The following is a 22,353-nucleotide window of genomic DNA, read 5'->3' as shown; positions in this document are numbered from 1 at the left end:
ACAGGACCACACCGGGCAACCGGGCGAGGGTGCAGAGCGTGCGAGAGCGCGACACGCCCGACCTCGGGGGTCGGAGCGCAAGGCGGTTGCCCACGGCAGCCGGGCGCTCTGCGCCGTGCGCGAGTCAGTAGCGGTACGAAGAGAGAGAGTCAGACGACGCCATGGCGGGACAGAAGATCCGCATCAGGCTCAAGGCCTACGACCACGAGGTCATCGACAGCTCGGCGCGCAAGATCGTCGACACGGTGACCCGTACCGGTGCTTCGGTCGCCGGGCCCGTGCCGCTGCCGACCGAGAAGAACGTGTACTGCGTCATCCGCTCGCCGCACAAGTACAAGGACAGCCGCGAGCACTTCGAGATGCGCACGCACAAGCGCCTCATCGACATCATCGACCCCACGCCGAAGACCGTCGACTCGCTCATGCGTCTCGACCTCCCGGCCGGTGTCGACATCGAGATCAAGCTCTGAGGGACTCCACACGATGAGCAACAGGCAAGTGCGAGGGGTGCTCGGCACCAAGCTCGGCATGACCCAGCTGTGGGACGCGGACAACCGCGTCGTCCCGGTGACGGTCGTCAAGGTCGAGCCGAACGTCGTGACCCAGATCCGCACCACTACCACCGACGGCTACGAAGCCGTCCAGCTGGCCACCGCGGCCATCGCGCAGCGCAAGGCCAACAAGCCCGCTGCGGGCCACTTCGAGAAGGCCGGCGTCGCGCCGCGTCGTCACCTGGTGGAGCTGCGCACGACGGACGCCGGCTCGTACGAGCTCGGCCAGGAGGTCACCGCCGAGGTCTTCGAGACCGGCGCGACCGTCGACGTCGTGGGCACCACCAAGGGCAAGGGCTTCGCCGGTGTCATGAAGCGTCACGGCTTCGCCGGTGTGGGCGCCTCCCACGGTGCGCACCGCAACCACCGCAAGCCCGGCTCGATCGGCGGCTGCGCCACCCCGGGTCGCGTGTTCAAGGGCATGCGCATGGCCGGCCGCATGGGCGCGGTCCGCCAGACCACCCAGAACCTGACCGTGCAGGCGATCGACGCGGAGAAGGGGCTGCTGCTCATCACGGGCGCCATCCCCGGTCCCCGCGGCGGCCTCGTGCTCATCAAGAGCGCGTCCAAGGCGCGCGTGAAGGAGGCCTGAGATGACTGACACGACTCAGACCGCTGAGGCCATCACCGTCCCCGTGCGGACCGCCGACGGTGGCACCAACGGCACTGTCGACCTGCCGGCGAAGGACTTCGGCCGTCAGGCGAACGTCGCCCTGATCCACCAGGTCGTCACCGCGCAGCTCGCCGCGGCCCGTCAGGGCACGCACGCGACCAAGACGCGCGGGGACGTCCGTGGTGGCGGCAAGAAGCCGTACAAGCAGAAGGGCACCGGCCGCGCCCGTCAGGGTTCGCTGCGCGCTCCGCAGTTCACCGGCGGTGGCACCGTCCACGGCCCGCAGCCGCGCGACTACTCGCAGCGGACCCCCAAGAAGATGAAGGCCGCCGCCCTGCGCGGTGCCCTCTCCGACCGGGTGCGTCACGAGCGTCTGCACGTCGTCGAGGGTCTGGCCGTCGGCGAGAGCCCCTCGACCAAGACGGCGCGCCAGCTCATCGCGGCCCTGTCCGGTCGCAAGAACGTGCTGGTCGTCCTGACCCGCGACGACGAGGTCTCGCAGAAGTCCCTGCGCAACCTCGACAACGTGCACGTCCTGCCGGCGGACCAGCTCAACACCTACGACGTGATGAAGAGCGACGACGTCGTCTTCACCCGCGCGGCGCTCGACGCCTTCGTGGCAGGTGCGCCCAAGGGTCGCAGCGCGACCGCGGTGGCGGCGGAATCCGAAGGGAGCACTCTGTGAGCGCGATCGGCGGCACGCAGAAGGACCCGCGCGACATCCTGCTCGCGCCGGTCGTCTCCGAGAAGAGCTACGGGCTCATCGACGAGGGCAAGTACACGTTCCTGGTGGACCCGCGGGCCAACAAGACCGAGATCAAGATCGCGGTCGAGAAGGTCTTCGGCGTCAAGGTCTCCGCGGTGAACACCGCGAACCGTCAGGGCAAGAGCCGGCGCACCAAGTTCGGTACTGGTAAGCGCAAGGACACCAAGCGGGCCATCGTGACGTTGCGCGAGGGCACGATCGACATCTTCGGCGGCTCGGTCGCCTGAGCCCCAGGGCTCGCACGATCGCCGTAGAAACCTTCGAACCCGAGGAATCGCTGCAATGGGAATCCGCAAGTACAAGCCGACGACGCCGGGCCGCCGTGGCTCGTCCGTCGCCGACTTCGTCGAGATCACGCGGAGCGAGCCGGAGAAGTCGCTCGTCCGTCCGCTGACCAAGTCCGGTGGCCGCAACTCCACCGGGCGCATCACCACCCGTCACATCGGTGGTGGCCACAAGCGTGCCTACCGCGTCATCGACTTCCGTCGTCACGACAAGGACGGCGTGCACGCCAAGGTCGCGCACATCGAGTACGACCCCAACCGCACCGCGCGCATCGCGCTGCTGCACTACGTGGACGGCGAGAAGCGCTACATCATCGCCCCCGCCAAGCTGAAGCAGGGCGACCGCATCGAGAACGGCCCGACCGCCGACATCAAGCCCGGCAACAACCTGCCGCTGCGCAACATCCCGGTCGGCACCGTGATCCACGCGATCGAGCTCCGTCCCGGTGGCGGCGCCAAGATCGCGCGTTCGGCCGGCGCGAGCGTCCAGCTGGTGGCCCGCGAGGGCCGCTTCGCCCAGCTGCGCATGCCGTCGGGCGAGATCCGCAACGTCGACGTCCGCTGCCGCGCCACCATCGGTGAGGTCGGCAACGCCGAGCAGTCGAACATCAACTGGGGCAAGGCCGGCCGCATGCGCTGGAAGGGCAAGCGCCCGACCGTCCGTGGTGTCGCCATGAACCCGATCGACCACCCGCACGGTGGTGGTGAGGGCAAGACGTCCGGTGGTCGTCACCCCGTCAGCCCCTGGGGTCAGCCTGAGGGCCGCACGCGGCGTCCGGGCAAGGAGAGCGACAAGCTCATCGTCCGTCGCCGCCGCACCGGCAAGAAGCGCTGATAGGGAGTTCAGGCCATGCCTCGCAGCTTGAAGAAGGGCCCGTTCGTCGACGACCACCTGCAGAAGAAGGTGGACGTCCAGAACGAGGCCGGTACGCACAACGTCATCCGGACCTGGTCCCGCCGTTCGGTCATCACCCCGGACTTCCTGGGTCACACGTTCGCGGTGCACGACGGCCGCAAGCACACCCCCGTCTTCGTCACCGAGGCGATGGTGGGGCACAAGCTCGGCGAGTTCGCGCCCACGCGGACGTTCAAGGGCCACGAGAAGGACGACCGCAAGGGTCGTCGCCGCTGAGCCTCGTGCTCGCGACACCACTTAGAGACCGAATCAGAAGGCAGGACTAGGGATGGAAGCCAAGGCGCAGACGCGGTACCTCCGCGTCACGCCCCAGAAGGCGCGCCGAGTCGTCGACCTCGTCCGGGGCAAGCAGGCCACTGAGGCCGTCGCCGTGCTCTCGTTCGCCCCGCAGTCGGCGGCCGAGCCGGTGCGCAAGCTCGTCGAGAGCGCGATGGCGAACGCCAAGTTCCACGCGGACAAGCACTCCGAGGCGTTCGACCCGGCTGAGTACGTCGTCAAGGCGATCCACGTCGACGAAGGTCCGACGATGAAGCGCTTCCGTCCCCGTGCCCAAGGGCGCGCGGGGCGCATCCTGAAGCGCACCAGCCACATCACCGTGGTCGTCGCACCCGCCGTCAAGGGCGCCAAGAAGACGAGGAGGACCCGCTGATGGGGCAGAAGGTCAACCCGCACGGGTTCCGACTGGGCATCACCACCGACCACAAGAGCCGTTGGTTCGCCGACTCCACCAAGACTGGTCAGCGTTACGCCGACTACGTCAAGGAGGACGTCGCGATCCGCCGCCTCATGTCCAAGGGCATGGAGCGGGCCGGCATCTCCAAGGTCGAGATCGAGCGCACCCGCGACCGTGTGCGCGTCGACATCCACACCGCCCGGCCGGGCATCGTCATCGGCCGTCGTGGTGCGGAGGCCGACCGCATCCGCGGTGAGCTCGAGAAGCTCACCGGCAAGCAGGTGCAGCTGAACATCCTCGAGGTCAAGAACCCCGAGACCGACGCCCAGCTGGTCGCCCAGGGCATCGCCGAGCAGCTCGCGAGCCGCGTCTCGTTCCGTCGCGCCATGCGCAAGGGGATGCAGACCTCGCTCCGCTCGGGCGCCAAGGGCATCCGGGTGCAGTGCGCCGGCCGTCTCGGCGGCGCCGAGATGAGCCGCTCGGAGTTCTACCGCGAGGGTCGGGTTCCGCTGCACACGCTGCGCGCGAACATCGACTACGGCTTCTACGAGGCCCGCACGACCTTCGGCCGCATCGGCGTGAAGGTCTGGATCTACCACGGTGACGTCACCAGCCGTGAGCTCGCCCAGTCGCAGGCCGCCGCTCCGCGCGCCCCGCGTCGTGGTGAGCGCGGCGAACGCGGCGAGGGCCGCGGCCGTCGCCGTCCGACGCAGGAGAGCGCTCCCGTGGCCGAGGCCGCGGCTGCCGGCGCCGCTCCGACCGGTACCGCTGCTGCGCAGCCGGTCACCGGCAAGGGCACCAACGGAACGGAGGCCTGAGTCGTGCTCATCCCACGGCGAGTCAAGCACCGCAAGCAGCACCACCCCACGCGGCGTGGTGCGGCCAGCGGCGGCACCCGCGTCACGTTCGGCGAGTACGGGATCATGGCCGTCGAAGGCGGCTACGTGACCAACCGGCAGATCGAGTCCGCTCGTATCGCCATCACCCGCCACATCCGTCGTGGCGGCAAGGTCTGGATCAACATCTACCCGGACCGGCCGCTGACGAAGAAGCCCGCCGAGACCCGCATGGGTTCCGGCAAGGGTTCGCCGGAGTGGTGGATCGCGAACGTCAAGCCCGGACGCGTCATGTTCGAGCTGTCGTTCCCCAACGAGAAGGTCGCTGCGGAGGCGCTGACCCGCGCCATCCACAAGCTGCCCGTCAAGTGCAAGATCGTGCGCCGCGAAGGTGGTGAGTGAGTTGGCCATCGGGACCAAGGGCCTGAGCGCCGACGAGCTGCGTGAGTTCGACGACGCGAAGCTGGTCGACGAGCTGAAGAAGGCGAAGGAAGAGCTGTTCAACCTGCGCTTCCAGTCCGCCACCGGTCAGCTGGAGAACAACTCCCGGCTGAAGGCCGTCAAGCGGGACATCGCCCGCATCTACACGACGATGCGCGAGCGCGAGCTCGGCATCACCGAGGCGCCGATCACGAAGGAGGCTGCCAAGTGAGCGAGCAGACCACTGCTACGACGAGCGAGCGCGGCTACCGCAAGACGCGCCGCGGCTACGTCGTCAGCGACAAGATGCAGAAGACCGTCGTCGTCGAGGTCGAGGACCGCGTGAAGCACCCGCTCTACGCCAAGGTCATCCGCCGCACGACCAAGGTCAAGGCGCACGACGAGGTCGAGACGGCGGGTGTGGGCGACCTCGTCCTCATCGCCGAGACCCGGCCGCTGTCGGCCACCAAGCGCTGGCGCGTCGTCGAGGTGCTCGAGCGCGCCAAGTAAGACCGCGCGAAGTGATGCGCGCGCTCTCGGGCGCGTTCGACCGAGGGTGGGCCGCTGGTGTGGCCCACCCCCAGATTCCATGTCCGTTCGGCCAGGCTCGCCCCCTCGCGGGTGGTCGAGAACCGGCGCGACGAAGGAGTAGAGAGTGATCCAGCAGGAGTCGCGGCTCAAGGTCGCCGACAACACGGGTGCCAAGGAGATCTTGTGCATCCGCGTGCTCGGTGGCTCCGGCCGCCGCTACGCCGGTATCGGTGACGTGATCGTGGCCACGGTCAAGGACGCCATCCCCGGCGGAAACGTCAAGAAGGGCGACGTGGTCAAGGCCGTCATCGTCCGCACCAAGAAGGAGCGTCGGCGCGCCGACGGTTCCTACATCCGTTTCGACGAGAACGCTGCGGTGATCCTCCGCGCCGACGGTGACCCGCGCGGTACCCGCATCTTCGGGCCCGTCGGTCGTGAACTGCGCGAGAAGAAGTTCATGCGCATCATCTCGCTGGCCCCGGAGGTGCTCTGACCATGGCGAAGATCCGCATCAAGAAGGGTGACCTCGTCCAGGTCATCACCAAGGTCCGCGGCCGGCGCAACGCCGACGGCACGAAGACCTCGGACCTCGGCAAGCAGGGCAAGGTCCTCGAGGTCAACGCCGAGACCCAGCGCGTCCTGGTCGAGGGTGTGAACCGCATCAAGCGCCACACCAAGGCCCGCCCGGGTGTGGAAGGCGGCATCGTCGAGCGCGAGGCCCCGATCCACATCAGCAACGTGCAGCTCGTCGACCCGGAGACCAAGAAGCCGACCCGCGTCGGCATCCGCGAGGAGAAGGTCGAGCGCGACGGTCGCACCAAGACCAACCGCATCCGCGTCGCCAAGCGTTCCGGCAAGGACATCTGATGACCACCACCACTGAAGCGCGCGCCCTTCCCCGTCTGAAGCAGCGCTACCGCGAAGAGATCAAGGGTCAGCTGCACACGCAGTTCTCGTACCCGAACGTCATGCAGATCCCCGGCCTGGTCAAGGTCGTGGTGAACATGGGTGTCGGCGAGGCCGCTCGTGACTCCAAGCTGATCGACGGCGCGGTCCGCGACCTGACGGCCATCACCGGCCAGAAGCCGCAGATCACCAAGGCCCGCAAGTCCATCGCGCAGTTCAAGCTGCGCGAGGGCATGCCGATCGGCTGCCACACCACCCTGCGCGGGGACCGGATGTGGGAGTTCCTGGACCGCCTGCTGTCGCTGGCGCTGCCGCGCATCCGCGACTTCCGCGGGCTGTCGCCGAAGCAGTTCGACGGCAACGGCAACTACACCTTCGGTCTCAACGAGCAGTCGATGTTCCACGAGATCGACCAGGACAAGATCGACCGGGTCCGCGGTATGGACATCACGGTCGTGACGACGGCGAAGACCGACGACGAAGGCCGTGCGCTGCTGCGTGCTCTGGGCTTCCCGTTCAAGGAGAACTGACCGTGGCCAAGACTGCCCTGATCCACAAGGCCGCGCGCAAGCCGAAGTTCAAGGTGCGCGCCTACACCCGTTGCCAGCGCTGCGGTCGCCCGCACGCGGTCTTCCGCAAGTTCGGCATCTGCCGCATCTGCCTGCGGGAGATGGCACACCGTGGCGAGCTGCCCGGTGTGACCAAGTCCAGCTGGTGACCACGTACTTCACGACCCTGAACACTGAGACGCCGAAGGTCCGCACCGCCCAGCGCGGTGCGGAAACCCCGGCGAGGAAGGGCGGACGAGCCCGATGACGATGACTGACCCCATCGCGGACATGCTGACGCGTCTGCGGAACGCCAACTCGGCGTACCACGACACCGTCTCCATGCCGTACAGCAAGCTGAAGTCGCACATCGCCGAGATCCTCCAGGCCGAGGGCTACATCGCCTCCTGGACGGTCGAGGACGCCGAGGTCGGCAAGAAGCTGACGCTGAACCTGAAGTTCGGCCCCAACCGTGAGCGTGCGATCGCCGGCCTGCGCCGCGTGAGCAAGCCCGGTCTGCGGGTCTACGCGAAGTCGACCAACCTGCCCCGCGTGCTCGGTGGCCTCGGCGTGGCGATCCTGTCCACGTCCTCGGGGCTGCTGACCGACAAGCAGGCCAACAAGAGAGGCGTGGGTGGGGAAGTCCTCGCCTACGTCTGGTGAGGGAGGAGAACTCATGTCGCGCATCGGTCGACTCCCGATCACCGTCCCCGCTGGGGTGGACGTGACCATCGACGGCGCAGCCGTCACGGTCAAGGGCCCCAAGGGCGAGCTGAGCCACACCGTCGCCTCCCCGATCTCGGTGGAGCGCGCGGAGGACGGCACGCTGCAGGTCGTGCGGCCCGACGACGAGCGCAGCTCGCGCTCGCTCCACGGCCTGACCCGCACCCTCATCGCGAACATGGTCCAGGGCGTGACCCAGGGCTACGAGAAGAAGCTCGAGATCGTCGGCACGGGGTACCGCGTCACGCCCAAGGGCACCGACCTCGAGTTCGCCCTCGGCTTCAGCCACCCGGTCGTCGTCAAGGCGCCGGCGGGCATCACCTTCGCGGTCGAGAACAACACCCGGTTCTCGGTGGCCGGCATCGACAAGCAGCAGGTCGGCGAGGTCGCTGCGAACATCCGCAAGCTCCGCAAGCCCGACCCGTACAAGGGCAAGGGCGTGCGCTACGCCGGCGAGCAGATCCGCCGCAAGGTCGGAAAGGCTGGTAAGTGACGATGGGACTCTCCACCCAGAAGACCCAGAAGGGCACTGCGCCTGCGCGCAAGCGCCGTCACACCCGCGTCCGCAAGAAGGTCGTCGGCACCGCCGTGCGTCCTCGTCTCGTGGTCACGCGGTCCACGCGTCACGTCTTCGTCCAGGTCATCGACGACGCCGCGGGTCACACCCTCGCGTCGGCCTCGACCATGGAGGCGGACCTGCGCGCCAGCAGCGACGACAAGTCGGCCAAGGCCAAGGCCGTCGGCGTCCTCGTCGGCGAGCGGGCCAAGGCGGCCGGCATCGAGGCCGTGGTCTTCGACCGCGGTGGCAACCGGTACGCCGGACGCGTCGCGGCGATCGCCGACGGCGCCCGTGAGGCGGGCCTGGCCCTGTGATGACCCACGAAGTCGATGAGATGAGGAACGTCTGATGCCTGGACCCCAGCGCCGAGGCGCCGGTGCGGCCGGCGGCGGCGACAACCGCGGCGGCGACAACCGCGGTGGTGGCCGTGACAACCGCCGCGACGGCGGCCGTGACAACCGCGGGCGTGGTGACGCGGGTGACCGCGGCAACTTCGTCGAGCGCGTCGTGACGATCAACCGTGTGGCCAAGGTCGTCAAGGGCGGTCGTCGCTTCAGCTTCACGGCCCTCGTGGTCGTGGGCGACGGCGACGGCACCGTCGGTGTCGGCTACGGCAAGGCCAAGGAAGTTCCCGCGGCCATCGCCAAGGGTGTGGAGGAGGCGAAGAAGAACTTCTTCCGCGTCCCGCGCATCCAGGGCACCATCCCGCACCCCATCCAGGGTGAGAAGGCCGCCGGCGTGGTCATGCTGCGCCCGGCCTCCCCGGGTACCGGTGTCATCGCCGGTGGCCCGGTCCGCGCCGTGCTCGAGTGCGCGGGCATCCACGACGTCCTGTCGAAGTCCCTCGGCAGCGACAACGCGATCAACATCGTGCACGCGACGATCGAGGCCCTGCGCGGCCTCGAGCGTCCCGAGCAGGTCGCGGCGCGTCGTGGCCTGGCCGTCGAGGACGTGGCGCCGGTGGCGCTGCTCCGTGCTCAGGCTGCGGGGGTGGCTTCCTGATGGGTCGCATCAAGGTCACCCAGCTGAAGTCCGGCATCGGTGGCAAGCAGAACCAGCGCGACACGCTGCGCAGCCTCGGACTGCACAAGATCGGGCAGTCGGTCGTCAAGGACGACAAGCCCGAGTTCCGCGGCATGGCCAACACGGTCGCGCACCTCGTGAAGGTTGAGGAGGTCGACTGATGGCGAACCAGGGTGAACACGTCCTGAAGCTGCACCACCTGCGCCCCGCTCCGGGGTCGAACACCGCGAAGACCCGTGTGGGTCGCGGTGAGGGCAGCAAGGGCAAGACCGCCGGCCGTGGCACCAAGGGCTCCAAGGCCCGCTACCAGGTGCCCGAGGCGTTCGAGGGCGGCCAGATGCCGCTGCACATGCGCCTGCCGAAGCTGCGCGGGTTCAAGAACCCGTTCCGCGTCGAGTACCAGGTCGTCAACCTCGACAAGCTCGGCTCCCTCTTCCCCGAGGGCGGCACCGTGGGTGTCGACGAGCTCGTCGCCAAGGGCGCGGTCCGTAAGGGCCAGCCCGTCAAGGTGCTCGGCACCGGTGAGATCACCGTGGCCCTGCAGGTGACGGCCGACAAGTTCTCGACCTCGGCGGCCGAGAAGATCGCGGCTGCGGGCGGTTCCACGACCGTTCGCTGACCCGGCGAGACACTGCCACACGGCGGTAGCGACGAGTGATCGTCTGCTGCCGCCGTGTGTGCGTTCCAGGGGAGGTAGGGTCTACCAGGGCTGTCGACATGCTCTTTCGGCCCAACCGTCCGACCCGTCAGTGACAACCCGTCTCCTCCAGGGAGCGCGGTGCAGGAGGTCGTAGTGCTCACCGCAATCGGTCGCGCCTTCCGGACGCCCGACCTGCGCCGCAAGATGCTCTTCACGATCGGGATCATCGTCCTGGTGCGGTTGGGCTCCTTCGTGCCGGCGCCCGGCGTCTCGTACCCGGCCGTGCAGCAGTGCATCGACCTGGCCGAGTCCGGCAACGACCTGCTCGGGCTGGCCAACCTCTTCTCCGGCGGTGCGCTGCTCCAGCTGAGCGTCTTCGCGCTCGGGATCATGCCGTACATCACCGCGAGCATCATCATCCAGCTGCTCACGGTGGTCATCCCGCGCTTCGAGGAGCTCAAGAAGGAGGGTCAGCAGGGCACCAGCAAGCTGACCCAGTACACGCGGTACCTGACCATCGGTCTGGCCATCCTGCAGTCCACGACCTACGTCACCATCGCGCGCGACCCGTCCCGCCTGTTCGGCACCCAGTGCAACGCCCAGGTGCTGCCGGACCAGAGCATCCCGACGATCCTGCTGATGGTCCTGACGATGACCGCGGGCACCGGCCTGATCATGTGGATGGGTGAGCTCGTCACCGAGCGCGGCGTCGGCAACGGCATGTCGCTGCTGATCTTCGCCCAGATCGCCGCCACCTTCCCGACCTCGCTGTGGGCCATCGGCCAGGAGAACGGCTGGCTGACCTTCGCCGCCATCCTGCTCGTCGGCCTGGTGGTCGTCGCGGCCGTCGTGGCCGTCGAGCAGTCCCAGCGCCGCGTGCCCGTGCAGTACGCCAAACGGATGATCGGGCGCCGCATGTACGGGGGCACCTCCACGTACATCCCGCTCAAGGTCAACATGGCCGGCGTCATCCCGGTGATCTTCGCCTCGTCCCTGCTGTACCTCCCGGCACTCCTGGCGCAGTTCAACGACCCGAACGCCGGCTGGGTGATCTGGATCAACGACCATCTGGTCCGCGGCGATCACCCGATCTACATGGCCGGCTACTTCCTGCTCATCATCTTCTTCGCGTACTTCTACGTCGCGATCACGTTCAACCCGGACGAGGTCGCTGAGAACATGCGCAAGTACGGCGGTTTCATCCCCGGGGTGCGGGCCGGCCGGCCCACCGCGGAGTACCTGGACTACATCCTCACCCGCATCACCCTGCCAGGATCGCTGTACCTGGGGCTCATCTCCCTGCTTCCGCTCATCGCGTTCGTGCTCTTCAATGCCAACACGAACTTCCCCTTCGGGGGCACGTCGATCCTGATCATCGTCGGGGTCGGGCTCGAGACGGTGAAGCAGATCGAGTCCCAGCTCCAGCAGCGCAACTACGAAGGGTTCTTGCGATGACTCGACTCGTCCTCCTCGGTCCGCCCGGCGCGGGCAAGGGCACCCAGGCCAAGCTCCTGTCCGAGCGCCTGCGCGTCCCGGCCATCTCCACCGGGGACATCTTCCGCGCCAACGTCGCGAACCGGACCGAACTGGGGCTGACCGTCAAGGAGTACCTCGACGCCGGCAAGTACGTGCCGGACCGGGTGACCAACGCCATGGTGCGCGACCGCCTCCAGCAGGACGACGCGGTCGAGGGCTTCATCCTCGACGGCTACCCCCGCACGACCGACCAGGTCCGCGAGCTGGACGACATGCTCAACGACTCCGGCGCCAAGCTCGAGCACGTCCTCGAGATCACCGCCGACACCGACGAACTCGTCCGCCGGCTGTCGCGCCGCGCCCTGGAGCAGGGCCGCAGCGACGACACCGAGGACGTCATCCGCACCCGTCAGCAGGTCTACCTGGAGCAGACCGCGCCGCTGGTGAAGGTCTACTCCGACCGCGGCCTGCTGCGCTCGGTCGACGGCCTGGGCGACATCACCGCCGTCACCGAGCGACTCGTGGCGGCCCTGGGCCTGCACACCGTCTGACGTGTTCGGACGAGAACGGGTCGAGTACAAGACCCCCGACCAGGTCCTGGCGATGCGCAAGGCCGGGCTGCTGACGTACGCGGCCCTGGAGAGCGTGCGCGGCGCGCTGCGCCCCGGCATCACGCTGGACGAGCTGGACGCCATCGGCGCGGAGGTCATCCGCGCCGGCGGCGGCACGTCGAACTTCCTCGGGTACCACGGGTACCCGAAGACGTTGTGCATCTCGGTCAACGAGGTCGTCGTCCACGGCATCCCCGGGGACACCGAGCTGGCCGAGGGTGACGTCGTCTCGGTCGACGGCGGCTGCGTCGTCGACGGCTGGCACGGTGACTCCGCCTTCACCGCGATCGTGGGGGAGCCGAAGGACGCCGGCGACGTCGACCTCGTCGAGATCACCCGGCAGGCGATGTGGGCCGGCATCGCGGCACTGGACGCCCGCGGTCGCGTCGGGGACGTCGGGGCGGCCGTGGAGGACGCCGTGGACGGCCGGCTGGGCATCGTGGACGGGTACACCGGCCACGGCATCGGCCGGGCCATGCACATGGCGCCCGAGGTCCTGAACTACCGCGTGCGGGAGAAGGGCCCGAAGGTCAAGCCGGGCCTGGTGCTGGCCATCGAGCCGATGTGCACCCGCGGTGGGGTCGAGACCGACGTGCTGGCCGACGAGTGGACCGTCGTGACCTCCGACGGCACCCGCGCCGCGCACTGGGAGCACACCGTGGCCGTCCTCGAGGAGGGGCTGTGGGTGCTCACCGCGCCGGACGGGGGAGCCTCCGAGCTCGCGGCCTTCGGCGTGCGGGTCCCCGAGGAGTAGTCCTCCGAGCGTGCCGCGCCCGTCCCCGCGGTCGGGTTGGAGCCGGCGGGCAGCGCCGGAGGCGCGCTTTCGGTTGCGCCGCAACCCACTCCACGGGCATGATCACCCGATTTCGCCCACGGCGCGCCGTCGCGTAAGCTTGACCGTCGGTCCGCCATGCCTTCCGTTGGTCCTTCCAGCAGGGGTGGGCAGACCTCAACCGACACTTGATGAAAAGCGGAGGACATGCCGAAGAAGGACGGTGTCATCGAGATCGAAGGCACTGTGATCGAGGCCCTGCCGAACGCGATGTTCCGCGTCGAGCTGAGCAACGGTCACAAGGTGCTTGCGCACATCTCCGGGAAGATGCGGCAGCACTACATCCGCATCCTCCCCGAGGACCGCGTGGTGGTCGAACTCAGCCCTTACGACCTGTCCCGCGGGCGCATCGTCTACCGCTACAAGTGACCACCCACTGGCCGCCGGCCCGCCCCGCGCACGGGGTGGGTTCTGCACGACCGGAGACACGATGAAGGTCAAGCCGAGCGTCAAGAAGATCTGCGACAAGTGCAAGGTGATCCGCCGCCACGGCCGGGTCATGATCATCTGCGACAACCTGCGCCACAAGCAGCGCCAGGGCTGACGCAGCGGATCGTTCCGCAGCACCGCAGCTTCACGTAGGACGCACCACCCATTCGCAGGACCCACCAGCAGCGTCGAAGGACGTGGCTGGTGACACCCCCGGTCGGAGGCCGGGGACCCGCTCGAGACGGCGGGGCCGGTCCTGCGGCAGACCTCCGCGACAGAAGAGGGACCATCCCGCATGGCACGTCTCGTCGGCGTCGACCTCCCCCGCGAAAAGCGGCTGGAGATCGCGCTCACGTACATCTTCGGCGTCGGACGCACCCGCGCCAAGGAGACGCTCGCGGCGACGGGCGTCAGCCCGGACCTGCGTGTCCGCGAACTCACGGACGACGACCTGGTCGCCCTGCGCGACCACATCGAGGGCAACTACCGCGTCGAGGGTGACCTCCGCCGCGAGGTGGCCGCCGACATCCGCCGCAAGGTCGAGATCGGCACCTACCAGGGTCTGCGGCACCGCCGCGGGCTGCCCGTCCGCGGTCAGCGCACCAAGACCAACGCGCGCACCCGCAAGGGCCCCAAGCGCACCGTGGCCGGCAAGAAGAAGGCCGGGCGCAAGTAAGCACCCCGCGGTCCACCAGCGGGCCGCCTCGCGAACCTCACCGTTCGCCCTCGAACTCAGTCGAAGCGATCCAGGAGTCCGGAGAGCATGCCTCCCAAGAGCCGTCAGGCCACGGCGACGCGCAAGCCGCGTCGCAAGGAGAAGAAGAACGTCGCGCACGGCCACGCGCACATCAAGTCGACGTTCAACAACACGATCGTCTCGATCACCGACCCGACGGGCGCGGTCATCGCGTGGGCGTCGGCCGGTCAGGTCGGGTTCAAGGGGTCGCGCAAGTCGACCCCGTTCGCCGCGCAGATGGCCGCCGAGGCGGCCGCACGTCGTGCGCAGGAGCACGGCATGCGCAAGGTGGACGTCTTCGTCAAGGGCCCGGGCTCGGGCCGCGAGACCGCGATCCGCTCGCTGCAGGCCACCGGCCTGGAGGTCGGCGCGATCCAGGACGTCACCCCCAGCCCGCACAACGGCTGCCGTCCGCCCAAGCGTCGGCGCGTCTGACGAGGGTCCGGCCCTGACGTCCACCGTCGTGGTGGGTGTCGGGGCCGGCCCGATCGGAACCCAGTTCTAGTAGTCAGACCCCGTCGGTGGACCGATGCTGACGGGCGTGCGGGGCGTCATATGGCGGACGCCCGCGGGAAGGAACCTCCGTGCTGATCGCACAGCGCCCCACCCTCACCGAGGACGTCGTCGACGAGTACCGCTCGCGCTTCGTCATCGAACCCCTCGAACCCGGCTTCGGGTACACCCTCGGCAACTCGCTGCGCCGCACCCTGCTGTCGTCCATCCCGGGCGCGGCGGTGACCAGCCTGCGCATCGACGGCGTCCTGCACGAGTTCACCTCCGTGCCGGGGGTCAAGGAGGACGTCACCGAGATCGTCCTCAACATCAAGAACCTCGTCGTCTCCTCCGAGCACGACGAACCCGTCGTGATGTACCTGCGCAAGCAGGGCCCGGGCGCGGTCACCGCGGCCGACATCGCCCCGCCCGCGGGTGTCGAGGTGCACAACCCCGACCTGCACATCGCGACGCTGAACGGCAAGGGCAAGCTCGAGCTGGAACTGACGGTCGAGCGCGGCCGCGGTTACGTCTCGGCGGCGCAGAACAAGACGGGTGAGCAGGAGATCGGCCGGATCCCGGTCGACTCGATCTACTCGCCGGTCCTGAAGGTGACGTACAAGGTCGAGGCGACCCGCGTCGAGCAGCGGACGGACTTCGACCGCCTCGTCGTGGACGTGGAGACCAAGCACGCCATCTCCCCGCGCGACGCCGTCGCCTCGGCCGGCAAGACGCTGACCGAGCTGTTCGGCCTGGCCCGTGAGCTCAACGTCGAGGCCGAAGGCATCGACATGGGCCCCTCGCCGACCGACGCCGCGCTGGCGGCGGACCTGGCGCTGGAGATCGAGGCGCTGGACCTGACGGTCCGGTCGTACAACTGCCTCAAGCGCGAGGGCATCCACACCGTCGGCGAACTGGTCTCGCGCAGCGAGGCCGACCTGCTCGACATCCGCAACTTCGGGCAGAAGTCCATCGACGAGGTCAAGGCCAAGCTGGTCGGCATGGGCCTGCACCTCAAGGACTCCCCGCCCGGGTTCGACCCGAGCGCCGTCGTCAACGACTTCGAGGACGACGACCAGTCGTTCGCCGAGGACGAGCAGCTCTGACCGTCCGTAGTCCTCTTCCCCGCTGACGCGGGGGAGGGGTCCCACCGAGGAGACAACACAATGCCCACCCCCACCAAGGGTCCGCGGCTCGGCGGCGGGCCGGCCCACGAGAAGCTGATCATCGCCAACCTGGCGACGGCGCTCTTCGAACACCGCAGCATCACGACGACGGAGGCCAAGGCCAAGCGCCTGCGTCCGCACGCCGAGCGGCTCATCACCATCGCCAAGAAGGGCGACCTGGCCTCGCGTCGTCAGGTGATGAAGACCGTGCGGGACAAGTCGGTCGTGCACTTCCTGATGACCGAGATCGCCCCGGCCATGGCCGAGCGCAACGGTGGCTACACCCGCATCGTCAAGATCGGTCCCCGCAAGGGCGACAACGCCCCCATGGCCGTGATCCAGCTCGTCATGGAGCCGGTCAGCGCCAAGCAGGGCGTCGTCCGCGAGGCCGAGCAGGCCGCCGCGGCGTCCGCCCCGGCCGTGGCTGCCGACGAGACCCCGGCCGAGGAGACCCAGGTCGAGGCCGGCAGCGTGGACCAGCCCGACACCCTGCCCGACGCGGACGCCCCGGCGACCGCCGACGAGGGCGTCGAGGTCGACGCGGCCGAGGCCGACCCGAGCGACGAGACCGACGCGGAGAAGAAGGACCAGGCCTGAGCGCCTCTCTCCCCGCTGACGAGCCCGCCCTCCCCGATCCCGGGGAGGGCGGGCTCGTCCGTGTCCCCACCGACGTCAGGGTCCGGCTCGACCTGGGGTACGACGGCACGGCCTTCAGCGGCTGGGCCGAGCAGCCCGGCCTGCGGACCGTCCAGGGGGAGCTGACCGCCGCCCTCGGCCGGGTGCTGCGCCTGGACCCGGCCCCGAGGCTGACGGTGGCCGGGCGCACCGACGCCGGGGTCCACGCCTCCGGGCAGGTGGCCCACCTCGACGTGCCGCGAGCCTCCTGGCAGGCCCTTCCCGGCCGGTCGGACGGTCCGCCCGGGACCGCCCTCGTGCGGCGGCTGGCGGGCGTCCTGCCGCCCGACGTGCGCGTGCACCGGGCCTCGGTGGCCCCTGAGGGGTTCGACGCCCGGTTCGGGGCGGTGCGGCGCCGGTACGCCTACCGGGTCTGCGACGACCCCGCCGGACTTCCGCCGTTGCGCCGCTTCGACGTGCTGCACCACCGGCGGCCGCTGGACGTGAGCGCGATGGACGTGGCGGCCCGCAGCCTCGTCGGGCTGCGCGAGTTCGCGGCCTTCTGCAAGCCCCGGGAGGGCGCCACGACGGTCCGGACGCTGCTGGCCTACTCCTGGAGCCGCAGCACCGACGGGCTGCTGGTGGCCGACGTCCAGGCCGACGCGTTCTGCCACTCGATGGTCCGCGCCCTGGTCGGCGCGGCCCTGGCCGTCGGCGACGGCCGCCGCGACGTCGACTGGCCCCGGCTCGTGCAGGACGCGGCCGTGCGCGATCCCGCCGTGGCCGTCGTGGGCCCGCAGGGCCTGACGCTGGAGGAGGTCGTCTACCCGCCCGACGCCGACCTCGCCGCCCGCGCCGCGCAGTCCCGCGCCGTCCGCACGCTCCCCTGACCCCTCGGCTTCCCGCTCGGCTTCCCGCGGAAACAACAGTCTCCGACGCCCAGACGACCCTCAGAGGGCGGAGACTGTTGTTTCCGCGGGGTCGCCGGGCCGGGAGGGCGGGAGGTGGCCGGGGGAGGGGCGATGCGGTCCACGCGCGCCTCGTCGGGCAGGGTTGGGGGGTGCCCACGCTCGTCGTCGTCCGCCACGCGAAGGCCGATTCGCCGGTCGGACTGCAGGACATCGCCCGCCCCCTCGCCCCCCGCGGCAAGGCCGACGCCGTGGAGGCCGGCCGCTGGCTGGCCCGCACCGTCGGCGGCTGCGACCTCCTCCTGACCTCCCCGGCCCGCCGCACCGAGGAGACCACCGCCCGCCTCCTGGACGGGTGGGCGACCGCACCCGTCATCGTCGACGAGGAACGCCTGTACGAGGCCACGCTCGGCGACCTGCTGCGCATCGTGCGCGGCCTGGACACCCAGCGCCCGGACTCGGTCGTGGTGCTCGTGGCCCACAACCCGGGCGCCAGCGACCTGGTGGAGTCGCTCACCGGTGAGGTCGTCCAGCTGCGCACGGCCGGTCTGGCCGTCATCGCGGTCGAGGGGGAGTGGGCCGACGCCGACAGCACCAGCTGCCGCCTCGTGCAGGTGCACACCGCCCGCGCGCAAACCCCGAGCGCGAGCTGATCGCGGCCGGGCAGACTGACCCCTCGTGAGTCAGAACAGCGGGCACGTGGACGTCTCCGGCCTCAGCCACGAGCTGCCCGACGGGCGGCCGCTGCTGCACGAGGTCGCCTTCCGCGTGGCCGACGGGTCCACCACCGCCCTCGTCGGACCCAACGGCACCGGCAAGACGACCCTGCTGCGGCTCATCGCCGGTGACGAACCCGTCCAGGCCGGTGCCATCGCGCGCAGCGGCGGCCTGGGTGTCATGCGCCAGTTCGTCGGCTCGGTCCGCGACGAGACCTCCGTGGCCGAGCTGCTGGCCCAGGTCGCACCCGAACCGCTGCGCCGGGCCTTCGCGGCCGTCGACGCCGCCGAGACGGCGATGATCGAGGACGGGACCGAACGCAGCCAGATGCGCTACGCGCAGGCGCTGGCCGACTTCGGCGACGCCGGCGGGTACGAGCAGGAGGTGCTCTGGGACGAGTGCACGCTGGCCGCCCTCGGCGTCCCCTTCGAGGGCTGCCGGCACCGGCTGGTGCGCACGCTGTCCGGCGGCGAGCAGAAGCGGCTGGTGCTGGAGGCGCTGCTGCGCGGCCCCGAAGGCGTCCTGCTGCTCGACGAGCCGGACAACTACCTGGACGTGCCGGGCAAGCGGTGGCTGGAGGAGCAGCTGCGGGCGACGGCGAAGTCGGTGCTGCTGGTCAGCCACGACCGTGAACTGCTGGCCGCCGCGGCCGACCGGATCGTCACCCTCGAACCCGGTGCGCTGGGCGCGGTCTCGTGGACCCACGGCGGCGGTTTCGCCGACTACGGCGCGGCCCGCCAGGCCCGCGGGGAGCGGCTGGAGGAGCTGCGCCGGCGCTGGGACGAGGAGCGCGTCAAGCTGCGCACGCTGGTGGTGACGCTGCGCGAGAAGTCGAAGTTCAACGACGGGATGGCCTCGCGGTACGCGGCCGCCCAGACGCGGCTGGCCAAGTTCGAGGAGGCCGGTCCGCCGCAGGCCCCGCCGGCCACCCAGGACGTGCGGATGCGCCTGCGCGGCGGCCGGACGGGCAAGCGCGCCGTCGTGGTGGACTCCCTGGAGCTCACCGGCCTCATGAAGCCGTTCGACGCCGAGCTGTGGCTGGGCGACCGGGTCGCCGTGCTGGGGTCGAACGGCTCGGGCAAGTCGCACTTCCTGCGCCTGCTGGCCGCAGGCGGCTCCGACCCCGACGCCGAGCACCTGCCCGTCGACGAGCACGTCCCCGACCCGGTCGCGCACACCGGGACCGTGCGCCTGGGGGCGCGGGTGCGGCCGGGCTGGTTCGCCCAGACGCACGAGCAGCCGGCGCTGGTCGGCAGGACGCTGCTCGACGTGCTGCACCGCGGCAACTCCCACCGTTCCGGTCTGGACCGCGAGGCGGCCGCCCGGGCGCTGGACCGCTACGGTCTGGCCGCGGCCGCCGAGCAGCGCTTCGAGCACCTGTCCGGCGGTCAGCAGGCGCGGTTGCAGATCCTGCTGCTGGAACTGTCGGGGGCGACGCTGCTGCTGCTGGACGAGCCGACCGACAACCTCGACCTGCACTCGGCCGAGGCGCTGGAGCAGGCGCTGGAGGCCTTCGAGGGGACGGTCGTCGCGGTGACGCACGACCGCTGGTTCGCCCGCGGGTTCGACCGGTTCCTCGTCTTCGGCGCCGACGGCCGGGTGGTGGAGACGCCGGAGCCGGTGTGGGACGTGGCGCGGGTCGAGCGGGTACGTTGAGGTCCGCTCCGGTCTGAGTCTCCTCGAGCCGTTGCGGCCGAACTGCTTCCGGCCCCCGGCCGCCGTCCGGTGGGACCAGCCGTTTTGACCCACCAGGCGAACGGCAGGTAACGTCATGAGTCGTTGTGCCCACGCAGTGCCTGCCGACTCATCCCGGGATCTCCTTCCTGGTGCCGGAGGACTCGAGCGCGGGCCCAGTCCGCAATTCGTTCGAGGAGATGGGCAACCCCCGTGCGCACGTTCACCCCGAAGCCGGGCGACATCGACCGCCGTTGGCTCGTCATCGACGCGGAGGACGTCGTGCTGGGCCGTCTGGCTGTCCAGGCTGCGACCCTTCTGCGCGGCAAGCACAAGGCGACCTTCGCGCCGCACGTCGACGGTGGCGACTACGTCATCATCGTCAACGCCGCCAAGGTGGCCCTGACCGGCTCCAAGCGCGAGCAGAAGGTCGCCTACCGCCACTCGGGCTACCCGGGCGGCCTGAAGGCCACCAGCTACGTCGAGCTGCTCGACAAGAACCCGGAGAAGGCCGTCGAGAAGGCCATCCGCGGCATGATCCCCAAGAACTCCCTCGGCCGTCAGGTCCTGAGCAAGCTCAAGGTCTACGCCGGTCCGGAGCACCCGCACGCGGCGCAGCAGCCCGTGCCCTTCACGATCACCCAGGTCGCGCAGTGAGCCGCGGCACCAACCCGGCCAACTGAGCGAAGCGAGGAGCATCGTGAGCGAGTACACGACCGAAGACGTCGTCGAGGACATCACCGAGACCGACGAGTTCGACGGGACCTACACGTCCGAGTCGTCCGCCCCGGCCACCGGCGGCAACAGCATCATCGCCCCCGGCGGGGCCACCGGCCGCCGCAAGGAGGCCATCGCCCGCGTCCGCATCGTCCCCGGCACCGGCCAGTGGAAGATCAACGGCCGTGAGCTGGGCGACTACTTCCCGAACAAGGTGCACCAGCAGCTCGTCAACGAGCCGTTCCGGGTCACCGCGCTCGAGGGGTCGTTCGACGTCATCGCCCGCATCCACGGCGGTGGCTCCTCCGGCCAGGCCGGCGCGCTGCGCCTGGGCGTGGCCCGCGCGCTGAACGCCGTGGACCTCGAGGCCAACCGCCCGGCGCTGAAGAAGGCCGGGTTCCTGACCCGCGACCCGCGCGCCACCGAGCGCAAGAAGGCCGGTCTGAAGAAGGCCCGCAAGGCGCCGCAGTTCAGCAAGCGCTGATCTCCGCTCGTCAGCACGAGTACCGTCACGACGGCCCCGGGACTCTCCCGGGGCCGTCGTGGCATGTCCGGGCCGATACGGCCGAACAGGGGAAGGAGCTCACTGTGGGGCGGCTCTTCGGAACCGACGGTGTGCGGGGACTGGCGAACGTCGACCTGACCGCCGACATGGCGCTCGGGCTGGCGGTGGCCGCGGCCACCGTCCTCGTCGACGAGGGGGGTACGGCGCACCCGCGCGCGCTGGTGGCTCGCGACCCGCGGGCCTCCGGGGAGTTCCTGTCCGCGGCCGTGGTCGCGGGGCTGGCCAGCGCCGGGGTGGACGTCCTCGACGTCGGCGTCGTGCCGACCCCCGCCCTGGCGCACCTGGTCGACACCTCCGGCGCCGACTTCGGCGTCATGCTCTCGGCCTCGCACAACCCCATGCCCGACAACGGGCTGAAGATCTTCGCGCGCGGTGGGCGCAAACTGCCCGACGACGTCGAGGACGCCGTGGAGTCGGCCTACCGCAACGGGACGGGGCGCCGCCCCACCGGCGCCGGCGTCGGCCGCGTGCACTCCGGTCCCGACATCGAGCAGGACGCGCAGGACACCTACGTCGAGCACCTCCTCACCTCCCTGCCCGGCGGTCCGGGCTCCCTGGCGGGCCTGCACGTCGTGGTCGACTGCGCCAACGGCGCCGCGAGCGCCGTCTCCCCGCGCGTGCTGCGCGAGGCCGGGGCCCGGGTCACCACGCTGTACGACGCCCCGGACGGGCTGAACATCAACGACGGCTGCGGTTCGACGCACCTCGAACCCCTGACGGCCGCCGTCCTGGCGCACGGGGCCGACATCGGCCTCGCCCACGACGGCGACGCCGACCGCTGCCTGGCCGTGGACGGGGCCGGGAACGTCGTCGACGGCGACCAGATCATGGCCGTCCTGGCGCTGGCGCTGCGCGACCGCGGTCAGCTGACCGAGGCGACCCTGGTCGCCACCGTCATGAGCAACCTGGGCCTGCGGCTGGCCATGCAGCGCGAGGGCGTGACGATGGTCGAGACCGGCGTCGGGGACCGCTACGTCCTGGAGGCGCTGAACTCCGGCGGCTGGAGCATCGGGGGTGAGCAGAGCGGTCACGTCGTGCTGCCCGCGTACGCCACGACCGGCGACGGCGTCCTGACGGGCCTGCAGCTGCTGGCCCGGATGGCCGAGACGGGCCGCAGCCTGGCCGAGCTCGCCGGGGTCGTCGAACGGCTGCCGCAGGTGCTGGTGAACGTCCGGGGCGTCGACAAGTCCCGCGCCGGCAGCGACGAGGACCTGCTGGCCGCCGTCGCCGAGGCCGAACGCGAGCTGGGGGGGACGGGCCGTGTGCTGCTGCGCCCCAGCGGTACCGAGCCGCTGGTGCGGGTCATGGTCGAGGCGGCGCACACCGACCACGCCCAGGACGTCGCCGACCGGCTGGCCGACGTGGTGCGCAGGCAACTGGCGCTGTGAACGCCGCCTCCGGCTGACCGGCGGGGGCGTGGGACCGG

At 70.1% G+C, this 22,353-nt stretch carries 36 protein-coding genes; all 36 read left to right on the top strand.

Annotated features, from left to right (window positions below; translation table 11 throughout):
- Window positions 1-161: 161 nt before the first annotated feature.
- Entirely contained in the window at window positions 162-470 is a 309-nt protein-coding gene (gene rpsJ / locus ACRYR2_RS18900) for a 30S ribosomal protein S10 (protein ID WP_012084982.1), read from the top strand.
- A 13-nt stretch (window positions 471-483) separates the two neighbouring features.
- Window positions 484-1,143, top strand: a complete 660-nt coding sequence (rplC, locus tag ACRYR2_RS18895; RefSeq protein ID WP_432564432.1) for a 50S ribosomal protein L3 — start codon at window positions 484-486, stop codon at window positions 1,141-1,143.
- 1 nt (window position 1,144) lies between these two features.
- Complete coding sequence (gene rplD, locus ACRYR2_RS18890; protein ID WP_432564431.1) at window positions 1,145-1,849, top strand: 50S ribosomal protein L4; 705 nt, start codon at window positions 1,145-1,147, stop codon at window positions 1,847-1,849.
- Between the two features lie 5 nt (window positions 1,850-1,854).
- Window positions 1,855-2,157, top strand: a complete 303-nt coding sequence (gene rplW / locus ACRYR2_RS18885; RefSeq protein WP_179756392.1) for a 50S ribosomal protein L23 — start codon at window positions 1,855-1,857, stop codon at window positions 2,155-2,157.
- A 55-nt stretch (window positions 2,158-2,212) separates the two neighbouring features.
- Window positions 2,213-3,049 carry a 50S ribosomal protein L2 gene (rplB, locus tag ACRYR2_RS18880; protein ID WP_432564430.1) on the top strand — a complete coding sequence of 279 codons (837 nt, stop codon included), beginning with the start codon at window positions 2,213-2,215 and terminating at the stop codon, window positions 3,047-3,049.
- A 15-nt stretch (window positions 3,050-3,064) separates the two neighbouring features.
- Complete coding sequence (gene rpsS, locus ACRYR2_RS18875) at window positions 3,065-3,346, top strand: 30S ribosomal protein S19 (protein ID WP_432564429.1); 282 nt, start codon at window positions 3,065-3,067, stop codon at window positions 3,344-3,346.
- Between the two features lie 52 nt (window positions 3,347-3,398).
- Window positions 3,399-3,779 (top strand): 50S ribosomal protein L22, encoded by a 381-nt coding sequence (gene rplV / locus ACRYR2_RS18870; RefSeq protein ID WP_012084976.1) that lies wholly within the window; start codon window positions 3,399-3,401, stop codon window positions 3,777-3,779.
- Window positions 3,779-4,621 (top strand): 30S ribosomal protein S3, encoded by an 843-nt coding sequence (gene rpsC / locus ACRYR2_RS18865; RefSeq protein WP_432564428.1) that lies wholly within the window; start codon window positions 3,779-3,781, stop codon window positions 4,619-4,621. The genes rplV and rpsC overlap by 1 nt, the downstream gene beginning before the upstream one ends.
- Window positions 4,622-4,624: 3 nt before the next feature.
- Window positions 4,625-5,041 (top strand): 50S ribosomal protein L16, encoded by a 417-nt coding sequence (gene rplP / locus ACRYR2_RS18860; protein WP_166609820.1) that lies wholly within the window; start codon window positions 4,625-4,627, stop codon window positions 5,039-5,041.
- 1 nt (window position 5,042) lies between these two features.
- The gene (rpmC, locus tag ACRYR2_RS18855) at window positions 5,043-5,291 is read left to right on the top strand and encodes a 50S ribosomal protein L29 (protein WP_370441320.1); all 249 of its coding nucleotides are present in this window, start codon (window positions 5,043-5,045) and stop codon (window positions 5,289-5,291) included.
- Complete coding sequence (rpsQ, locus tag ACRYR2_RS18850; protein ID WP_432564427.1) at window positions 5,288-5,569, top strand: 30S ribosomal protein S17; 282 nt, start codon at window positions 5,288-5,290, stop codon at window positions 5,567-5,569. The genes rpmC and rpsQ overlap by 4 nt, the downstream gene beginning before the upstream one ends.
- A gap of 145 nt (window positions 5,570-5,714) precedes the next feature.
- Window positions 5,715-6,083 carry a 50S ribosomal protein L14 gene (gene rplN / locus ACRYR2_RS18845; protein ID WP_012084971.1) on the top strand — a complete coding sequence of 123 codons (369 nt, stop codon included), beginning with the start codon at window positions 5,715-5,717 and terminating at the stop codon, window positions 6,081-6,083.
- Window positions 6,084-6,085: 2 nt separating this feature from the next.
- Complete coding sequence (rplX, locus tag ACRYR2_RS18840) at window positions 6,086-6,457, top strand: 50S ribosomal protein L24 (protein WP_432564426.1); 372 nt, start codon at window positions 6,086-6,088, stop codon at window positions 6,455-6,457.
- Window positions 6,457-7,026: a 50S ribosomal protein L5 gene (gene rplE / locus ACRYR2_RS18835; protein WP_432564425.1), complete on the top strand. Its 570-nt coding sequence runs from the start codon at window positions 6,457-6,459 to the stop codon at window positions 7,024-7,026. The genes rplX and rplE overlap by 1 nt, the downstream gene beginning before the upstream one ends.
- A 2-nt stretch (window positions 7,027-7,028) precedes the next feature.
- Complete coding sequence (locus tag ACRYR2_RS18830; protein WP_432564424.1) at window positions 7,029-7,214, top strand: type Z 30S ribosomal protein S14; 186 nt, start codon at window positions 7,029-7,031, stop codon at window positions 7,212-7,214.
- A 94-nt stretch (window positions 7,215-7,308) separates the two neighbouring features.
- The gene (gene rpsH, locus ACRYR2_RS18825; RefSeq protein ID WP_432564423.1) at window positions 7,309-7,707 is read left to right on the top strand and encodes a 30S ribosomal protein S8; all 399 of its coding nucleotides are present in this window, start codon (window positions 7,309-7,311) and stop codon (window positions 7,705-7,707) included.
- 13 nt (window positions 7,708-7,720) lie between these two features.
- Complete coding sequence (gene rplF, locus ACRYR2_RS18820) at window positions 7,721-8,260, top strand: 50S ribosomal protein L6 (RefSeq protein WP_432564422.1); 540 nt, start codon at window positions 7,721-7,723, stop codon at window positions 8,258-8,260.
- Between the two features lie 2 nt (window positions 8,261-8,262).
- Entirely contained in the window at window positions 8,263-8,640 is a 378-nt protein-coding gene (gene rplR, locus ACRYR2_RS18815) for a 50S ribosomal protein L18 (RefSeq protein WP_106210138.1), read from the top strand.
- Window positions 8,641-8,674: 34 nt separating this feature from the next.
- Window positions 8,675-9,328: a 30S ribosomal protein S5 gene (gene rpsE / locus ACRYR2_RS18810; RefSeq protein WP_432564421.1), complete on the top strand. Its 654-nt coding sequence runs from the start codon at window positions 8,675-8,677 to the stop codon at window positions 9,326-9,328.
- Entirely contained in the window at window positions 9,328-9,510 is a 183-nt protein-coding gene (gene rpmD, locus ACRYR2_RS18805; protein ID WP_432564420.1) for a 50S ribosomal protein L30, read from the top strand. Before rpsE ends, rpmD begins: the two co-directional genes overlap by 1 nt.
- Entirely contained in the window at window positions 9,510-9,968 is a 459-nt protein-coding gene (gene rplO / locus ACRYR2_RS18800) for a 50S ribosomal protein L15 (protein ID WP_432564419.1), read from the top strand. Before rpmD ends, rplO begins: the two co-directional genes overlap by 1 nt.
- Window positions 9,969-10,142: 174 nt before the next feature.
- On the top strand, window positions 10,143-11,444 hold the full coding sequence (secY, locus tag ACRYR2_RS18795) for a preprotein translocase subunit SecY (protein WP_432564418.1): 1,302 nt from the start codon (window positions 10,143-10,145) through the stop codon (window positions 11,442-11,444).
- Entirely contained in the window at window positions 11,441-12,016 is a 576-nt protein-coding gene (locus ACRYR2_RS18790) for an adenylate kinase (protein WP_432564417.1), read from the top strand. Before secY ends, ACRYR2_RS18790 begins: the two co-directional genes overlap by 4 nt.
- A 1-nt stretch (window position 12,017) precedes the next feature.
- Window positions 12,018-12,830, top strand: a complete 813-nt coding sequence (gene map, locus ACRYR2_RS18785; RefSeq protein ID WP_432564416.1) for a type I methionyl aminopeptidase — start codon at window positions 12,018-12,020, stop codon at window positions 12,828-12,830.
- A gap of 225 nt (window positions 12,831-13,055) precedes the next feature.
- The gene (gene infA, locus ACRYR2_RS18780) at window positions 13,056-13,277 is read left to right on the top strand and encodes a translation initiation factor IF-1 (protein ID WP_012084955.1); all 222 of its coding nucleotides are present in this window, start codon (window positions 13,056-13,058) and stop codon (window positions 13,275-13,277) included.
- Window positions 13,278-13,338: 61 nt separating this feature from the next.
- A complete protein-coding gene (rpmJ, locus tag ACRYR2_RS18775; RefSeq protein ID WP_106209588.1) occupies window positions 13,339-13,452 on the top strand; it encodes a 50S ribosomal protein L36 in 114 nt (37 codons plus the stop codon).
- 180 nt (window positions 13,453-13,632) lie between these two features.
- Complete coding sequence (gene rpsM / locus ACRYR2_RS18770) at window positions 13,633-14,013, top strand: 30S ribosomal protein S13 (RefSeq protein WP_432564415.1); 381 nt, start codon at window positions 13,633-13,635, stop codon at window positions 14,011-14,013.
- A gap of 87 nt (window positions 14,014-14,100) precedes the next feature.
- Window positions 14,101-14,508: a 30S ribosomal protein S11 gene (gene rpsK, locus ACRYR2_RS18765; protein ID WP_106209584.1), complete on the top strand. Its 408-nt coding sequence runs from the start codon at window positions 14,101-14,103 to the stop codon at window positions 14,506-14,508.
- A gap of 149 nt (window positions 14,509-14,657) precedes the next feature.
- The gene (locus tag ACRYR2_RS18760) at window positions 14,658-15,671 is read left to right on the top strand and encodes a DNA-directed RNA polymerase subunit alpha (RefSeq protein ID WP_432564414.1); all 1,014 of its coding nucleotides are present in this window, start codon (window positions 14,658-14,660) and stop codon (window positions 15,669-15,671) included.
- Between the two features lie 60 nt (window positions 15,672-15,731).
- Complete coding sequence (gene rplQ, locus ACRYR2_RS18755) at window positions 15,732-16,328, top strand: 50S ribosomal protein L17 (RefSeq protein WP_432564413.1); 597 nt, start codon at window positions 15,732-15,734, stop codon at window positions 16,326-16,328.
- A gap of 92 nt (window positions 16,329-16,420) precedes the next feature.
- Window positions 16,421-17,236, top strand: a complete 816-nt coding sequence (locus tag ACRYR2_RS18750; RefSeq protein WP_432564439.1) for a tRNA pseudouridine synthase A — start codon at window positions 16,421-16,423, stop codon at window positions 17,234-17,236.
- Between the two features lie 170 nt (window positions 17,237-17,406).
- Window positions 17,407-17,907, top strand: coding sequence for a SixA phosphatase family protein (locus ACRYR2_RS18745; RefSeq protein ID WP_432564412.1), 501 nt, complete (start codon window positions 17,407-17,409; stop codon window positions 17,905-17,907).
- A 25-nt stretch (window positions 17,908-17,932) separates the two neighbouring features.
- Complete coding sequence (locus ACRYR2_RS18740) at window positions 17,933-19,627, top strand: ABC-F family ATP-binding cassette domain-containing protein (protein ID WP_432564411.1); 1,695 nt, start codon at window positions 17,933-17,935, stop codon at window positions 19,625-19,627.
- A 231-nt stretch (window positions 19,628-19,858) separates the two neighbouring features.
- Complete coding sequence (gene rplM, locus ACRYR2_RS18735; protein WP_432542761.1) at window positions 19,859-20,302, top strand: 50S ribosomal protein L13; 444 nt, start codon at window positions 19,859-19,861, stop codon at window positions 20,300-20,302.
- A gap of 22 nt (window positions 20,303-20,324) precedes the next feature.
- The gene (gene rpsI, locus ACRYR2_RS18730) at window positions 20,325-20,846 is read left to right on the top strand and encodes a 30S ribosomal protein S9 (RefSeq protein WP_432564438.1); all 522 of its coding nucleotides are present in this window, start codon (window positions 20,325-20,327) and stop codon (window positions 20,844-20,846) included.
- Between the two features lie 104 nt (window positions 20,847-20,950).
- Window positions 20,951-22,315, top strand: a complete 1,365-nt coding sequence (glmM, locus tag ACRYR2_RS18725) for a phosphoglucosamine mutase (protein WP_432564410.1) — start codon at window positions 20,951-20,953, stop codon at window positions 22,313-22,315.
- Window positions 22,316-22,353: the final 38 nt, after the last annotated feature.

This window comes from Kineococcus deserti (assembly GCF_050871945.1).
In the GTDB taxonomy this organism is placed as follows: Bacteria; Actinomycetota; Actinomycetes; order Actinomycetales; family Kineococcaceae; genus Kineococcus.
Note: the sequence above shows the minus strand (reverse complement) of the source record. Positions and strands in the feature narration are given on the sequence as shown.

Bases quoted from the DNA above. Each gene is read 5' to 3' on its own strand.
- rplF (WP_432564422.1), top strand. From the start codon at position 7,721: ATGTCGCGCATCGGTCGACTCCCGATCACCGTCCCCGCTGGGGTGGAC.
- rpsJ (WP_012084982.1), top strand. From the start codon at position 162: ATGGCGGGACAGAAGATCCGCATCAGGCTCAAGGCCTACGACCACGAG.
- rplB (WP_432564430.1), top strand. From the start codon at position 2,213: ATGGGAATCCGCAAGTACAAGCCGACGACGCCGGGCCGCCGTGGCTCG.
- rpsH (WP_432564423.1), top strand. From the start codon at position 7,309: ATGACGATGACTGACCCCATCGCGGACATGCTGACGCGTCTGCGGAAC.
- rpsC (WP_432564428.1), top strand. From the start codon at position 3,779: ATGGGGCAGAAGGTCAACCCGCACGGGTTCCGACTGGGCATCACCACC.
- ACRYR2_RS18790 (WP_432564417.1), top strand. From the start codon at position 11,441: ATGACTCGACTCGTCCTCCTCGGTCCGCCCGGCGCGGGCAAGGGCACC.
- rpmD (WP_432564420.1), top strand. From the start codon at position 9,328: ATGGGTCGCATCAAGGTCACCCAGCTGAAGTCCGGCATCGGTGGCAAG.
- rplQ (WP_432564413.1), top strand. From the start codon at position 15,732: ATGCCCACCCCCACCAAGGGTCCGCGGCTCGGCGGCGGGCCGGCCCAC.
- rplR (WP_106210138.1), top strand. From the start codon at position 8,263: ATGGGACTCTCCACCCAGAAGACCCAGAAGGGCACTGCGCCTGCGCGC.
- rplE (WP_432564425.1), top strand. From the start codon at position 6,457: ATGACCACCACCACTGAAGCGCGCGCCCTTCCCCGTCTGAAGCAGCGC.
- rpsK (WP_106209584.1), top strand. From the start codon at position 14,101: ATGCCTCCCAAGAGCCGTCAGGCCACGGCGACGCGCAAGCCGCGTCGC.
- rpsE (WP_432564421.1), top strand. From the start codon at position 8,675: ATGCCTGGACCCCAGCGCCGAGGCGCCGGTGCGGCCGGCGGCGGCGAC.
- rpsS (WP_432564429.1), top strand. From the start codon at position 3,065: ATGCCTCGCAGCTTGAAGAAGGGCCCGTTCGTCGACGACCACCTGCAG.
- rplD (WP_432564431.1), top strand. From the start codon at position 1,145: ATGACTGACACGACTCAGACCGCTGAGGCCATCACCGTCCCCGTGCGG.
- rplC (WP_432564432.1), top strand. From the start codon at position 484: ATGAGCAACAGGCAAGTGCGAGGGGTGCTCGGCACCAAGCTCGGCATG.
- rplV (WP_012084976.1), top strand. From the start codon at position 3,399: ATGGAAGCCAAGGCGCAGACGCGGTACCTCCGCGTCACGCCCCAGAAG.
- infA (WP_012084955.1), top strand. From the start codon at position 13,056: ATGCCGAAGAAGGACGGTGTCATCGAGATCGAAGGCACTGTGATCGAG.
- rplX (WP_432564426.1), top strand. From the start codon at position 6,086: ATGGCGAAGATCCGCATCAAGAAGGGTGACCTCGTCCAGGTCATCACC.
- rpmJ (WP_106209588.1), top strand. From the start codon at position 13,339: ATGAAGGTCAAGCCGAGCGTCAAGAAGATCTGCGACAAGTGCAAGGTG.
- rplO (WP_432564419.1), top strand. From the start codon at position 9,510: ATGGCGAACCAGGGTGAACACGTCCTGAAGCTGCACCACCTGCGCCCC.
- rpsM (WP_432564415.1), top strand. From the start codon at position 13,633: ATGGCACGTCTCGTCGGCGTCGACCTCCCCCGCGAAAAGCGGCTGGAG.